This is a genomic window from Streptomyces sp. NPDC093568 (assembly GCF_044764945.1).
GTDB lineage: Bacteria > Actinomycetota > Actinomycetes > Streptomycetales > Streptomycetaceae > Streptomyces.
This window is the reverse complement of sequence record NZ_JBIWJD010000035.1, coordinates 1-15,659: the sequence shown is the minus strand read 5'-3', so window position 1 is coordinate 15,659 and position 15,659 is coordinate 1. Positions and strand designations below refer to the sequence as shown.

At 72.5% G+C, this 15,659-nt stretch carries 6 protein-coding genes; all 6 read right to left on the bottom strand.

All coding sequences use genetic code 11. From position 1 onward, the window contains the following. Positions 1-98 (bottom strand): biotin carboxylase N-terminal domain-containing protein (locus ACIRD7_RS42840; RefSeq protein WP_279617129.1); only part of this gene is annotated, 98 nt, incomplete at its 3' end. 23 nt (positions 99-121) lie between these two features. Then, positions 122-319 carry an acyl-CoA carboxylase subunit epsilon gene (locus ACIRD7_RS42835; RefSeq protein ID WP_403461499.1) on the bottom strand — a complete coding sequence of 66 codons (198 nt, stop codon included), beginning with the start codon at positions 317-319 and terminating at the stop codon, positions 122-124. A 37-nt stretch (positions 320-356) separates the two neighbouring features. Further along, positions 357-1,907, bottom strand: coding sequence for an acyl-CoA carboxylase subunit beta (locus ACIRD7_RS42830; RefSeq protein WP_403461498.1), 1,551 nt, complete (start codon positions 1,905-1,907; stop codon positions 357-359). Next, positions 1,904-3,385 carry an FAD-dependent oxidoreductase gene (locus ACIRD7_RS42825; protein ID WP_403461497.1) on the bottom strand — a complete coding sequence of 494 codons (1,482 nt, stop codon included), beginning with the start codon at positions 3,383-3,385 and terminating at the stop codon, positions 1,904-1,906. Before ACIRD7_RS42825 ends, ACIRD7_RS42830 begins: the two co-directional genes overlap by 4 nt. Positions 3,386-3,417: 32 nt before the next feature. Beyond that, entirely contained in the window at positions 3,418-8,925 is a 5,508-nt protein-coding gene (locus ACIRD7_RS42820; protein ID WP_403461496.1) for a type I polyketide synthase, read from the bottom strand. Positions 8,926-8,969: 44 nt separating this feature from the next. Next, positions 8,970-15,659, bottom strand: a 6,690-nt coding sequence (locus ACIRD7_RS42815; RefSeq protein WP_403461495.1) for an SDR family NAD(P)-dependent oxidoreductase, incomplete at its 5' end; no start/stop codon positions are given.

The window sequence follows — 15,659 nt, the reverse complement described above, 5'->3', positions numbered from 1 at the left end:
TCCGCGTAGACGGCCACGCTCGCGATCCCGGCGTCCCGGCAGGCCCGGGCCACGCGGACAGCGATTTCGCCACGGTTGGCGATGAGCACCTTGCGGATCCGCCCGGCGTGCCGCCCCGCTGTCATGAGGCGAACTTCCATGACCCCGCCGGGGCCGGATACGCACGGCCGCCCCGGCTCCAGCGGACCTCCCGGGAAGGACGCCTCGCCGGGCCGCCCTCGGGTTCCGTGTCCTGCCTGGTGAGAGAGAGCAGGACGGTCACCACAGCGGCGAGCTCTTCCTGACTCGGGTTGCCGTGCACGACTTTCAGGCCGTTCATGTCTCCGCCTTCGTTCGTTCGCTGTGCGCCGGGGGACTTACGCCGGGGGGTTGCCGTGCTTGCGCGACGGAAGGTCCCCGTGCTTGGTGCGCAGCATGGCCAGGGCCCCGATCAGGACCGATCGGGTGTCGCGGGGGTCGATCACGTCGTCGACCAGACCGCGTTCCGCCGCGTAGTAGGGGTGCATCAGCTCGGACTTGTACGCGTCGATCTTCTGGCGGCGTACCGCGTCGGGATCGTCGGCGCCCTGAATCTCGCGGCGGAAGATGACGTTGGCGGCTCCTTCGGCGCCCATCACCGCGATTTCGTTCGACGGCCAGGCCAGGGCGACATCGGCGCCGATGGAGCGGGAGTCCATCACGATGTACGCCCCGCCGTATGCCTTGCGCACCACCAGCGAGACCCTCGGGACCGTCGCGTTGCAGTACGCGTACAGCAGCTTGGCGCCGTGCCGGATGATGCCGCCGTGCTCCTGGTCGACCCCGGGCAGGAAGCCCGGCACGTCCACCAGGGTCACCAGCGGGATGTTGAACGAGTCGCAGGTGGACACGAAGCGGGCGGCCTTCTCGCTGGCGTGGATGTCGAGCACGCCGGCGACGGAGGAGGGCTGGTTGGCGACGATCCCCACGACATGCCCGTCCAGGCGGGTCAGCGCGCAGACGATGTTGGTCGCCCAGGCGGCGTGGACCTCGAAGTACTCGCCGTCGTCGACGATCTCCTCGATCACGGCCCGCATGTCGTACGCCTGGTTGGCGTCCTCGGGGACCAGGTCGAGCAGCGTGTCGTTGCGGCGGTCCGCGGGGTCGGAGGCCGGGGCGGGGGGTGCCAGCTCGCGGTTGTTCTGCGGCAGCAGCGACAGCAGATAGCGGACCTCCTCCAGGCAGGTCTCCTCGTCGTCGTACGCGAACTGCGCCACGCCCGAGACGGAGGCGTGCACATCGGCGCCGCCGAGGCCGTTCATGGTGACCGACTCGCCGGTCACGGCCTGCACGACGTCCGGCCCGGTGATGAACATCTGCGCCGTGTCACGGACCATGAACACGAAGTCGGTCAGGGCGGGGGAGTAGGCGGCGCCTCCCGCGCACGGGCCGAGCATCACACTGATCTGCGGGATCACCCCGGAGTTGCGGGTGTTGCGCCGGAAGATGCCGCCGTATCCGGCGAGCGCGGTGACGCCCTCCTGAATACGGGCGCCCGCCCCGTCGTTGAGGCTGATCAGGGGCGCCCCGGCCGCCTCGGCCAGGTCCATCAGCTTGTGGATCTTGGCCGCGTGTGCCTCGCCGAGCGCTCCGCCGAAGACCCGGAAGTCATGGGCGTACACGAACACCGTCCGGTCGTGCACGGTGCCCCAGCCGGTGATCACCCCGTCGGTCGGCGGGCGCTTGTGCTCAAGGCCGAACCCACCGGCCCGGTGCCGGCGCAGCGCCTCGATCTCCTGGAAGGAACCCTTGTCCAGCAGGAGTTCGATGCGTTCGTGCGCGGTGAGCTTGCCCCGGTCGTGCTGTCGTGCGGTGGCCTTCGGGTCGGGTCCCCGCCGGGCCAGTTCCTTGAGGGCGTGCAGTTCGTCCAGGCGGTCCCGGATGGTCACGTCCCCGCTCCTCTCGATGTCGTGGTGAGGTCAGCCGCCACGTCGCTCAGCAGGCTGCTCGCGTGCTCCCAGTCGGTGTGGGTCGCACCGCTCGCCGCGACGTAGCCGTCGGGTCGCAGCAGGACGAACCCGGGGGCGCCGCGGTCGAGGTGGCTGTGCTGGACCAGGCGGGGCCAACGGTCGGCGAGGGACCGACCGCGCCGCGCCGTGCCGCGCCCCCGAGGACCTGTGGTGAGCAGCCGGTAATGGTCGGCAGCGGGGCCCGGTTCCGACCAGAGCGGCGAGCGGGTGCCCGGACGCGGCAGTCGGCGAGCACTCGGCCGGCCGGCGGATCCGCCCGCCGGATAGCGGACCCGCCAGCCGGCGAGCAGCGGCGCGAACCAGCGGCGCAGCAGGCCCACGGACTCCAGCGCGCTCCAGGCCGTGTTGCGCACCCGGGACGCGGCCGGGCCGAGCGTGAACATCCGCAGGAACTGACGGGTGTTGCTCACGATCTGCTCGGCCGCGTGGCGCCGCTCCGGTCCGTAGCTGTCGAGCACCCTCGGGCTGAGCCTGCCCTCGATGACCCCGGCCAGCTTCCAGACCAGGTTGTGCACGTCCTGGAAGCCGAGGTTGAGGCCTTGGCCGCCGAGCGGTGAATGGGTGTGGGCGGCGTCGCCCACGAGGAAGATCCGTCCCTGGCGCAGCCGCTCGGCGATCCGCTCCTGGCTGGTGAAGTTGTTCACCATGTCGAGCGAGACGATGCGCAGTCCACCAGGGCCGCGCTCGTCGAGGATCTGCTGCACTCCCTCCTGGGTGAGGGGGTGTCCGGGTGGTACGGCCGCGGAGATGCGCACCCGGTCGCCGGGCATCGACGCGAAGACGACCGAACCGGTCAGGCCGAGGAAGTAGTGCACCGCCCGGTCGACCTGCCGCCCCTCGATCCGGCCCTCCGCCAGCAGGAAGTTGACCGGTACCGGACTTCCGGCGAAGCCGATGCCGAGTTGCTCGCGGACACGGCTGCGCACTCCGTCGGCGGCGATGACCCAGTCCGCCTCGATGCGTTCGGCGCCGCCCGCACCGGTCGTGCTGACGGCGACGACATCGTCGTACGGCACGGCCTTGGTGACCTCGACTCCCCGCTCCACCTTGCCGCCGAGCTGTTCGAGGCGCCGCTCCAGCAGTTCACAGGTGACCTCCTGGGGCAGCATCAACGGCTCGTTGCGGGAGCCGAGTTCGATGTGCAGCGTGCGGCCGCTCGCCAGGTGGTACTCGTTGGCGCGGATCCGCAGACCGCGACGCTCGGCCTCGTCGAGAACACCCAGTTCGTGGAAGATCCGCAGGGTCGGGGCGTGCAGTTGCACGGCGCGCGATCCGCGCTGCGTGGAGTCGGCGGCCTCCAGCACCCGGGCGGGTATGCCGCGTTGCCGCAGAGCGCAGGCCGCGGCCAGGCCGACCGGTCCGGCGCCCACGATCACCACCGTGGATCCCGATGTCATACGCGATGCCTCCACCGTTCGCTCGTCGGGGCTCACGCCGGCTCCCTGGTGTGGAGCGCGGCGAGCCAGTGGACGACGGCCGCCGCCGTGTCCGGGGCGTGCTCCTCGATCATCGAGAAGTGGTCGCCCGGCACACCGGCCGTCTCGGACTGCTGCTGCCAGGCCCCCTGCGCCGACCCCGGCAGCGGATCGGACGGACGTACCAGCAGCACGGGAGACTTCAGGGGCGCCGGCTGCCAGCCGTCCAGCAGGCCCAGATAGCCCGCCATCGCGGTGAGCCGGGTGTCGTTCAGGTCCCCGAGCTCGTCGAAGCGGCTGAGCATGCGCGTCATCAGCTCGGGCGTGGCGGCCGACCGCGCCGTGTCGCCGAGTTCATAGGTGTCGAGCAGGATCAGCGCGTCCGGGAAGACCCCGGCGCTCTCCAGCAGCCGGGCGGTCTCATGGGCGACGATGCCGCCGGAGGAGTACCCGACCAGAACGAACGGCGTCCCGTCGGAGGCCCGCCGCACGGCCTGCGCCGACGCCTCCACGAGCGCCTCCAGGGTCGCGGGCAGCCGCTCGCCGTCCCTGAAGCCCGGCAGCGACAGGCCTACGACGTCCCGCTCGCCGGCGAAGGGGGCGGCGAACCGCGCGAACTGATGTGGTCCCGAGGTCGCGAGCACCGTCGGCAGGCACAGCAGCCGCGGACGCTCCCCGCCCTGGGCGAGCCGCACCGGCTCCGGGAGGTCAGCCGCCTCGAGGGCCGTGAAAGCCGGACGCTCCCGGGCGGCCTGAGCCAGCCGGGCGAGGGCCACCTCGGTCGCCCCGGCCTCGTGGGCCGCGGTGAAGGCGGCGGCGAGAGCACCGCTGGGCGCGGGATCAGCCGGGCCTTCCGTGAGTTCGCCGTCGAGATGCCGGGCCAACGCCTCGGGAGTGCGCTGTTCGAGGATGACGCGGGCCGGCAGGTGCAGGCCCGTGGCCGAGGCGATCCGGTTGCGCAGCGCGACCGTCGTCACCGAGTCCATGCCCAGCTCCAGGAACTCGCGCCGCGCCGCCACCGCTGACGGGTCCGGATGCCCCAGCACCGCCGCCACCTCCGCCCGGACCAGGTCCAGCAGCGCTTCCCGGCGCTGCGCCACGGGCATCCGGGCCAGCCGCGCGAGTGTGTCCGAGGTGTTCCCCGCCGTCGCGGCGGCCTCCTTGCGGGCCTTCCGCACCTGGGGGACCTCGGAGATCAGCGCGCTGGGCCGGGCGTCGAGAACCCGGGTGTAGCGGCCCCAGTCGATGTCCGCGAGGACGATCGTCGGTGTCGGCGAGGCCAGCGCCCGCTCGAAGGCCGCGAGGGCGGGGGCCGGGCGCAGCAGCGGCAGCCCTCGGCGCTCCAACCGCTCCCGCCGTGCCTCCTCCAGTGCCCTGCCCTCCTCGTCGGCGGGGTCGCCGCGCCAGATCCCCCACGCCTGTGCGACCGCCGGCAGTCCAAGAGACCTGCGGTGCGCCGCCAGCGCGTCGAGGTGCGCGTTGGCCGCCGCGTGCGCGGCGAGTCCGAGGCCGCCTCCGAACGCCGCGGTGACGGAGGAGAACAGCACGAACGCCGACACCTCCCGGTCCTTGGTCAGTTCGTGCAGATGGCGGGCGCCGAGGACCTTGGTGCGCAGGGTGCGCTCCAGTTCGCCGGCTGTCAGCCGGTCCAGGGGGGTGTCCTCCAGGAGCCCCGCCGTGTGGACGACCCCGGTCAGTGGTGCGTCGTCGGGGAGGTCCGAGAGCGCCCGGGCCAGGGCGTCGCGGTCCGCGACATCGCAGACGGCGACCCTCACCCGGGCACCGAGCCCGGCGAGTTCGTCCTCCACCGCCTCGACGACCCCGGCCCGAGTACCCGGCTGGACGGTGAGCAGCAGATCGCCGACCCCCTTCTGCGCCAGCAGCCGCGCGATGTGCGCGCCCTCGCCGGTGACGCCGTCGGTGACGAGCCAGGTGCCCCGCTCGCCGGGCAGACGCCGATCGAGAGCGGGGGAGGGAGCCGGCACCAGTCGGCGTACATACAGACCGGAGGGCCGTACGGCGACCTGGGTCTCACCGCCGAGGGCCGGCAACAGCGCGACCAGCCACGCCAGTTCCCGTTCCCCGGGTTCCACCGGAAGGTCCACGAGACCGCCCCACAGCTGTGGCGTCTCCAGTGAGGCCACCTGCCCGAGACCCCATACCTGCGCCTGCTCCGGTACGACGCGGTCGGACGCCTCCGCCTGCACGGCACCCCGGGTCACCGTCCAGACGGGTGCCGCCAGGCCCGAGTCCGACAGGGCCTGAAGGAGCAGCACCGTCCTGTCCAGCCCCTCCGACACAGCCGCCTGGGAGGGATCGTCCAGGGCGGGGGGCAGCAGCGAGACGATCCCCGACAGGGGTGTGCCGTCCGCGTCCAAAGCCGCGGCCGTCTCGCCGAGCCGCCGGGCGACGGTGGCACGGTCGTCGGCTCCGATCGTGACGGTCGCGGCTCGCGCGCCGGCCGACGACAGCAGCCGGGACAAGTCGTCGGTGACCCGGTCGTCACCGTCGTGCCCGGACCGCACCAGCAGCCAGCCGCCGGACAGTACGGCCCCGGCCGGCTCGGCCGAGTGCCGCCACACGATCTGATACCGCCAGGCGTCGACCGCGCCGACCTCCCTGCTCTCCCGTCGCCAGGAGGACAGCGCGGGCAGCAGCTCGCCCAGAGCCGAGGTGTCGGCCAGGCGCAGCGACGCCGCGAGGCCCTCGACGTCCTGCCGCTCGACCGCGTCCCAGAAGTCCGCGTCCGCTGTGGCGGCGGCGGGCTGTTCCTGAGGTGGCTCGACCCAGTAGCGCTCACGCTGGAACGGGTAGGTGGGCAGCTCCACCGTGGCCCGACCCGTTCCGAGCACGGCCTGCCAGTCCACCGACCGGCCTCGTACATATGTCTCGGACAGCGACGTCAGGAAGCGGTGAAAACCACCGTCGCCGCGGCGCAGCGTCCCGGTCACGAGGGCGTCCGCACCGGCGTCCTCGGCGGTCTCGTCGACTCCGAGCACCAGTACCGGATGGGCACTGGACTCGACGAACACGTCGAACCCGTCGTCGAGCAGCCGGCGTACCACCGGTTCGAAGTTCACCGGCCGACGGCAGTTCTCGAACCAGTATCCGGCCGTCAGCTCCGGCCCGCGCAGGACCTCACCGGTGACCGTGGAGTACAGCGGCACCCTGCCCTCGCGGGGGCGGACGAAGGAGAGCAACTCGGCCACCCGCTCGCGCAGCCGGTCCACCTGGGGGGAGTGTGAGGCGACGGTCGCGGGGACGACACGCGCCCGGACTCCGCGGGCCGTGAGCGCCTTGACCAGCTCCTCCAGCGGTTCGGGGGCGCCGGCCACGGTCACCAGACGTGGGCTGTTCACCCCGGCGACCGCCAGCTGGTCCCCGTACGGGGCCAGCCACTCCTCGGCCTCGCGCCGGGACAGCGCGATGGAGGCCACCGCGCCCCGCCCGACCAACTCGTCCGCGAACAACTGAGAGCGCAGCACAACGATCCGCGCGGCGTCCTCCAGCGTCAGCGCGCCGCTGACGCAGGCCGCGGCGATCTCGCCCTGGGAGTGCCCGACCACGGCGTCCGGCTCCACGCCGTGCCGCCGCCACAGCTCGGCGAGGGACACCATCACGGAGAACAGCACCGGCTGCACGATCTCGATGCGCTCCAGCGAGGGCGCGCCGGGGCCCTCGCGCAGCACGTCCTGCACCGACCAGCCGGTGACGGCCGCGACCGCCGCGTCGCACTCCCGCATCCGATCGGCGAACACCGGCGCCTCGTCGAGCAGTCGGACGGCCATCTGGGCCCACTGCGAGCCCTGGCCGGGGAAGACGAAGACGGTACGGCCGCGCTCCCGGGCCACTCCCGCGACGCTCCGACCGGACGTCTCGCCCCGTGCCAGGGCGGCCAGCCCCGCCAGGAGGTCCTCCGAGTCCGCGCCCAGCACCACCGCACGGTGGTCATGGGCCGAGCGGGTCACGGCGAGAGAGTGCCCCACGTCGGCGGCGGACAGCTCGGGGCGGGCCAGCAGATGGCCACGCAGCCGGGCCGCCTGTGCGCGTAGCGCCGCCTCACCGCGTGCGGAGAGCGGCAGCGCGACCAGCGACGGCTCCTCGGCGGGCGGTTCCTCAGGCACGGTGACCGGCGGGGCCTGCTCCAGCACCACATGGGCGTTGGTGCCGCTCATACCGAAGGCGGAGACGGCCGCGCGGCGCACCCTGCCGGTCCGAGGCCAGTCCCGCTGCTCGGTCAGCAACCGCACCGCGCCCGCCGACCAGTCGACGAACCCGGACGGCTCGTCGGCGTGCAGCGTCCGCGGCAGCACCCCGTGCTCCAGCGCCTTGACCATCTTGATCACGCCGACGACACCGGCCGCGGCCAGGGTGTGCCCGACGTTCGACTTCACCGAGCCCAGCCACAGCGGCCGGTCGGCCGCCCGGTCCTGGCCGTAGGTGCCGATCAGGGCCTGCGCCTCGATCGGGTCGCCCAGCCTGGTGCCCGTGCCGTGCGCCTCCACCGCGTCCACATCCGCCGGCGTGAGGCCCGCCGAGGCCAGCGCCGACCGGATCACCCGTTGCTGGGCCGTGCCGCTGGGTGCGGTGAGCCCGTTGCTCGCCCCGTCCTGGTTGACGGCGCTGCCGCGCACGATCGCGAGGACGCGGTGTCCGAGCCGCCGTGCGTCGGACAGCCGCTCCACGACCAGCACGCCGACCCCCTCGGCGAAGCCCGTGCCGTCCGCGCCCGCGCCGAACGCCTTGCAGCGCCCGTCCGGTGCGAACCCGCGCTGCCGGCTGAAGTCGACGAACCCGGTAGGGGTGGCCATCACGGTCACCCCGCCCACCAGTGCCAGCGAGCACTCGTCGCGGCGCAGGGCCTGCGCGGCGAGATGCAGCGCCGTCAACGAGGAGGAGCAGGCGGAGTCGACCGTGACCGCGGGACCCTCAAGCCCGAACAGGTACGCCACCCGCCCCGACAGGACACTGGTCGCCGATCCCGTCAGCCGGTACGCCTCGATCTCCTGGGGCGCGGAGGCCAGCAGCACCTGGTAGTCGGAGGTGACACAGCCCGCGAACACACCGGTGTCGCTGCCGCGCAGGGCGGCCGGGTCGATCCCGGCCCGCTCAAGCGCCTCCCACGAGGTCTCCAGGAAGAGCCGCTGCTGCGGGTCCATGGCGAGGGCCTCGTGCGGGGAGATCCCGAAGAACCCCGCGTCGAACTCGGCGGCGTCATAGAGGAATCCACCCCTGCGGGTGTACGACTTCCCGGGCCGGTCCGGTTCCGGGTCGTACAGGCCCTCCACGTCCCAGCCACGGTCGTCCGGGAACTCCGAGATCGCGTCCACGCCGTCGGACACCAGCGACCACAGCTCCTCCGGCGAACGCACCCCGCCGGGCAGCCGGCAACCCATACCGACGATCGCCAAGGGTTCGTTCCACGACTCCTCGGCCTGGCGGAGCCGTTCCCGGGAGTCCCGCAGCTCGACCGTCACCCGCTTCAGATAGTCGCGTAGTTTCTTTTCGTCAGACTCAGACATCGCGTTCCTCGCTGGTTCCAGGGGTCGGTGACTGTCCGAAGGGGTCAGGACGAGCCGAGTTCGGAGTCGATGAGGTCGAAGAGGTCGTCGCCGTCCGCGTCCGCGAGTCGGTCCGCGAGGTCGTCGCCCGGGGCGGACTGCGCGGCCGGTACGTCCAGCTCGGACAGCAGAGCCTGGAGCCGGGCCGCCGCGCGGGTGCGGACGCCGACGTCGCCCGCCGTCGCCAACGCCTCGCTCAGCCGGTCGAGTTGGCCGTCCACGTCGACAGCCGCTGCCTTCGGGGTGAGTTCGCCGGACAGATGCGCGGCCAGCGCCACCGGTGTCGGATGGTCGAACACCACAGTCGTGGGCAGGGCCAGCCCCGTGGCCGCGGCCAGCTTGTTGCGCAGGGTCACCGCGGCCAGCGAGTCGAAGCCGAGCTCCCGGACGGAGCGCCGCGGCTCGACGGCCGACGCGTCGTCGTAGCGGAGGACGAGGGCGATCTCCGCGCGCACGAGCTCAAGGAGCCGACGTTCGCGCTCCTTCGGTGACAGTGCGGCGAACGTCTCCTGTGGCGCCGCCACGGCCTCGCCCGCCTCGTCGGGGACGACCTCCACGGTGCTCCGGCGCCGCAAGGACGCGAGGACCGGCAGTACGCCGGTGAGTGCCGACGCGTCCGCTGCGCCCAGCGTCGCCGCCAGCGAAGCGAGGTCCGCACGCTCCACGGCCGACCAGAACCGGGCCTCCGTCGAGCCCGGCACCGGGGCTGCTTCCGTCAGGTCGGCCTCCATCCAGTACCGACGCCGCTGGAAGGGGTAGGTCGGCAGATCCACTCGGCGGATGCCCGAACCGGCGTACACCGCCTGCCAGTCGACGTCCGCCCCGCGCACGAACGCGGTGGCGACCGCGGCGGCGAACGTCTCTGCCTGCGGATGCCCGCGCCGCTGCGCGGGCACCAGCCCGACCGCGTCCGCCCGGTCGATCAGCGCTTCCTGCGCGAGGGCCGTGAGCACGGCGTCCGGCCCCAGCTCCACGAAGGTCGTCACGCCGGCCGTCAGGAGCGCGGTGAGACCGTCGTGGAAACGGACCGCCTCACGGACATGCCGCACCCAGTACTCCGGCGAGCACAGCTCGTCAGCCGTGGCCAGGCGCCCGTACACGTTGGACACCACCGGAATGCGCGGCTCCTTGAAGGACAGCCCGGCGACCACGGCGCGGAACTCCTGAAGCATCGGCTCCATGAGCGGGGAGTGGAACGCGTGGCTGACCCGGAGCCGACGCGTCTTGAAACCGAGTTCGGCCAGTTCGTCGGCGGCGGCGGTCACTGCGTCCGCAGCACCTGAGATCACCGTGGACGCCGGGCCGTTGACGGCGGCGACACTAACCTCGGTCTCGCGACCGGCCAGTCGCGTGGCGACCTCCTCCTCAGGGGCCAGCACGGAGAGCATGGCCCCGCCCGGCGGGAGCGCCTGCATGAGACGGCCCCGCGCGGCCACCAGGGCACATGCGTCGGTGAGCGACAGCACCCCCGCCACATGCGCGGCGGTCAGCTCACCGATCGAGTGCCCCAGCAGATGACCTGGGCGCAGTCCCCACGACTCGGCGAGCCGGAACAGCGCCACTTCGACCGCGAACAGCGCGGTCTGGGTGTACGCCGTCTCGTCCAGCAGCGCCGCATCCGCCGAGCCGTCCTCGGCGAACACCACCTCCTGAAGAGGCCGGTCCAGATGCGGCACGAAGGCCGCGCAGACCGCGTCCAGCGCCTCCGCGAAGACCGGGTAGGCCTCGTACAACTCCCGTCCCATACCGGGTCGTTGGCTGCCCTGTCCGGTGAACAGAAACGCCGGCGCCCCGGCGCCCTCGGTCTCGTCACGGGGCCCGCGAACCAGCGCGGGCGACGAGCCGGACCGCGCGAGCGCGGCCAGTCCCGAGCGCAATCCGTCCTCGTCGGTCGCCAGGACCACCGCGCGGACGTCCAGGGTCGACCTGGTCTCCGTGAGGGAGTAGCCGAGCTCTGCCCCCTTGGGACCGTCCGCGTCCATCCGGGCGAGAAGCTGAGCGGCCTGCGCCTCGAGCGCCGCAGGGGTGCGGGCCGACACCGGCAGTACGACGACGGGCGGTTCGGAGGTGGGGTTGTCGGGTTCGGTGGTGGGTGGTGCTTGTTCGAGGATGACGTGGGCGTTGGTGCCGCTGATGCCGAAGGAGGAGATGGCGGCGCGGCGGGGGTGGTTGTGGTCGGGCCAGGGTTGTGGCTGGTTGAGGAGTCGTATGGCTCCGGTGTCCCAGTCGATGAGGGGTGAGGGTTCGTCGGCGTGGAGGGTGCGGGGCAGGATCCCGTGTTCCATCGCTTTGATCATTTTGATGATGCCGGCGACGCCTGCGGCGGCTTGGGTGTGGCCGATGTTGGATTTGAGGGAGCCGAGCCAGAGGGGTTGTTCGTCGGTGTGGGCTTGTCCGTAGGTGTTGAGGAGGGCTTGGGCTTCGATGGGGTCGCCGAGGCGGGTGCCGGTGCCGTGTGCTTCGACGGCGTCGATGTCGGCTGCGTCGAGTCCGGCGCTGTGGAGTGCTGACCGGATGACGCGTTGCTGGGAGGGCCCGTTGGGTGCGGTGAGGCCGTTGCTGGCGCCGTCCTGGTTGATGGCCGAGCCGCGGATGATCGCGAGGACGGGGTGGTTGTTGCGCTGGGCGTCGGAGAGTTTCTCCAGGAGGAGGATTCCGACGCCCTCGGACCATCCGGTGCCGTCGGCGGTGGCGGAGAAGGGTTTGCAGCGTCCGTCGGGGGCGAGGCCCCGCTGCCGGCTGAATTCGATGTAGGTGCTGGGTGTGGACATGACCGTGACGCCGCCCGCGAGGGCGAGTGTGCACTCTCCGGCGCGCAGTGACTGGGCGGCCATATGGAGGGCGACCAGGGAGGAGGAGCAGGCGGTGTCCACGGTGACGGCCGGGCCCTCCAGACCCAGGGTGTACGCCACCCTGCCCGTGTGCACGCTGCCGGTGTTGCCCGTGCCGAGATACCCCTCCAGGTCCTCCGGCACGGAGGGCAGCCGGCTGACGTAGTCGTGGTACATCACGCCTGCGTAGATGCCGGTGTTGGTGCCGTGGAGGGTGGTGGGGTCGATGCCGGCGCGTTCGATGGCTTCCCAGGTGGTTTCGAGGAGGAGTCGTTGTTGGGGGTCCATGGCGAGGGCTTCGCGGGGGGAGATGCCGAAGAAGTCGGCGTCGAAGTCTGCTGCGTCGTGGAGGAAGCCTCCGTGGGTGGTGTAGGTGGTGCCGGGGTGTTCGGGGTCGGGGTGGTAGAGGGTGTCGAGGTCCCAGCCGCGGTCGTGGGGGAAGTCGGTGATGGCGTCGCCGCCGGTGGAGACCAGGTCCCAGAGCTGTTCGGGGGTGTTGATGCCGCCGGGGAGCCTGCTGCTCATCCCGATCACGACGACCGGATCGTCATCGAGAGTGACGGCGGCACGCTCCGCCGTGGCGACCTTCACCGACTCGGACTCGCCGTCGGCGGGGGCGACTTCGGTGAGAAGCAGACGTGCCACGGCTTCGGGGGTGGGGTGGTCGAAGACGAGGGTGGCGGGCAGGCGCAGACCGGTGGCCTTGTTGAGGCGGTTGCGCAGTTCGACGGCGGTGAGCGAGTCGATGCCCAGCTCCCGGAAGCCGCGCCGGGGGTCCACCGCGTCAACGCCCGCATAGTTGAGGGCACCCGCTGCCTCACCTCGTACCAGGTCGAGCAGGAATGTCTCCCGGCGGTCGGCCGGGAGCGCGGCCAGCCGCTGCCCCAGCGAGTCGGGGGACGGCCCGTCCGCGGACCGGGCGGTGCGCCGGGTCGTCGTACGGATGAGTCCGCGGAGGACGGACGGGACCTCGGCGCCTCGCAGGGCGGACCGGTCGAGGGCCATCGGCACCACGTCCGGGACGTCGAGCGCGAGCGCCGCGTCGAACAGCCGCAGGCCGACTGCGGGTTCCAGCGCGGCGATACCGGTACGGCGCAGACGCGCGAGGTCGGTCTCGCCGAGCGTCGCCGCCATCCCGTCGTCGGCCCACGCGCCCCAGCCGAGCGACACCGCGGGCAGCCCTTCCGCCACGCGCTGCCGCGCCAGCGCGTCCAGATAGGCGTTGGCCGAGGCATAGCTGCCCTGGCCCGCGGTGCCGTACGTACCGGCGACCGACGAGAACAGCGCGAAGACGGTCAGCTCCAGCCCGCGGGTGGCCTCGTGCAGATTGCGGGCGGCGTCGGCCTTCGGCCGCAGCACCGCGGAGACCCGCTCGGGGGTGAGGGAGGTGAAGACACCGTCGTCGAGGACGCCGGCCGCGTGGACGACACCGGTCAGCGGGTGCTCGGCCGGGATCGTGGCCAACAGCGCGTCCAGCGCGACGCGGTCGGCGATGTCGCAGGCGGCGAACGTCACCTCCGCGCCCAGGTCGGTCAGTTGCCGCTCCAGCTCCCGCGCACCCGCGGCCGCACCGCCGCGACGGCTGGCCAGCAGCAGATGCCGAACCCCGTGCTCGGTGACGAGGTGACGGGCGAACAACCCGCCCAGGGCGCCGGTGGCCCCGGTGAGCAGGACCGTGCCGCCGGGCACGAAGGGGGACGGGCCGGGGGCGGGCGCGGCGACCGTGGTCAGGCGCGGGGCGTAGTACCGCCCGTCCCGCACGGCGATCTGCGGCTCACCTTCGACAAAGGGCGCCGCTTCGTCGCCCGTGGCGTCGACGAGGACGATCCGGTCCGGGTTCTCGGTCTGCGCCGAGCGCAACAGGCCCCAGACGGCGGCACCCGCGGGGTCGGGCGCTTCGCCCGAGACCGACACGGCGCCTTCGGTGACGACGACCAGCCGTTCGTCCTCCGGCAGGTCCGCGGTGAGCCACTGCTGGGCCTCGGTGAGCACCGTCTGCACGGTCTCGTGCACCGAGCCGTGAGCGGGGACGCGCAGAACGGTCCCGGAAGCCGTGCCGGGCGTCGCCGCGAGGGGCACCCACTCCACGCGGAACAGCGTGTCCTGCTCCTCGGAGCGGCTCGCGTCCCGCACCTGCTCGGCGCTCGCCGAGCGCAGCGTCAGCGCCGCGACCTCCGCGACCGGCTCGCCGGCCGCGTCCGCCATCAGCAGCGACACCGTGTCGGGTCCGGCAGGCGTCAGACGTACCCGCGCCGTGGTGGCGCCGGTCGCATGCAGCCGTACGCCGCTCCAGTGGAACGGCAGCCGCAGCTCGTCGGACGCCTCCAGCGCGCCCAGTTCCAGGGCGTGGAGTGCGGCGTCGAGCAACGCGGGGTGCAGCCCGTACCTGCCCGCACCCGCCGCCTGGTCGTCGCCCAGGGCGATCTCGGCGAACACCGCGTCGGCGGTCCGCCACACCCGGCGCAGGCCCTGGAAGGCGGGACCGTAGTCGAGGCCCTTCCCGGCGAGCGTGCCGTACCACGCGTCGAGGTCCACGGACTGTGCCCCCGACGGCGGCCAGACCGCCAGCTCGGCGTCCGGCGCCCGGGACGTGGCCGGAGCCAGCACGCCCGTCGCATGCCGGGTCCACGCCCGCTCGGCCGTATCGTCGCCGGACCGCGAATGCACGCTGAAGGTGCAGCGCCCCGACCCGTCGGGAGCGCCGACCGCTATCTGCACCTGGACCTGCCCGGACGACGCGAGCGCCAGCGGCGCCTGAAGCGTCAGCTCCTCCACGACCTCGCATCCGGCGAGGTCGCCCGCGCGGAGGGCCAGTTCCACCAGCGCCGCGCCCGGGAACAGAACGGTGCCGAGGACCGCGTGGTCCGCGAGCCAGGGCTGGTCCCGCAGGGACAGACGCGCGGTCAGTACCAGGCCCTCGGCGTCCGCGAGCGAGACCGCCGCGCCGAGCAGCGGATGCCCGGCCGCTCCCAGCCCGAGGCGAGCGGCATCCGCGTCGGGGCTGCGCGAGGCGTCATGGCTCAGCCAGTAGCGCCGGCGCTGGAACGCGTACGTCGGCAGATCGACCCGCCGCGCCTCCCCGCCGCCGAACACGGCCTGCCAGTCGAGTGGCGCACCGCGTACCCATAGCCGAGCGAGCGCGGTCGTCAAGCTCTCGGTGTCCTGCGAGTCCTTGCGCAGGACCGCGATGAACTCCGGCTGTGTGTCCGTGACTTCGGGGAGGCATGCCTGGCCCATGGTGGTGAGGACTGGGTCGGGGCCGAGTTCGAGGTAGGTGGTGATGCCGTGTTGGTGGAGGGTGGTGATGGCGTCGTGGAAGCGGACGGTTTCGCGGATGTGTCGGGTCCAGTAGTGGGGTGAGGTGAGTTGGTCGGTGGTGGCGGGGGTGCCGGTGACGTTGGAGATGATGGGGATGCGGGGTGGGTGGTAGGTGAGCCCGGCTGCGATGGTGTGGAAGTCGTCGAGCATCGGGTCCATGTGCGGGGAGTGGAACGCGTGACTGACCCGCAGCCTGCGCGTCTTGACACCGGCTTCGGCGAGCCTCCCGGCGATCTCCGTCACGGCCGCCTCGGCACCCGAAATGACCGTGGAGGCGGGCCCGTTGACGGCGGCAACCGCCACTTCGTGCTCGCGCCCCGCCAGATACGGCGTCACCAACTCCTCGGGCGCGAGTACTGAGAGCATCCCTCCGCCGGCCGGCAGGGCCTGCATGAGTCGGCCGCGTGCGGCGACGAGGGTGCAGGCGTCTTCGAGGGAGAGGACTCCGGCAACGTGGGCGGCGGCGAGTTCGCCGATGGAGTGGCCGGCGAGGTACTTGGGCCGCAGGCCGAGGTGCTCCACGAGCCGGAACAGCGCGACCTCCAG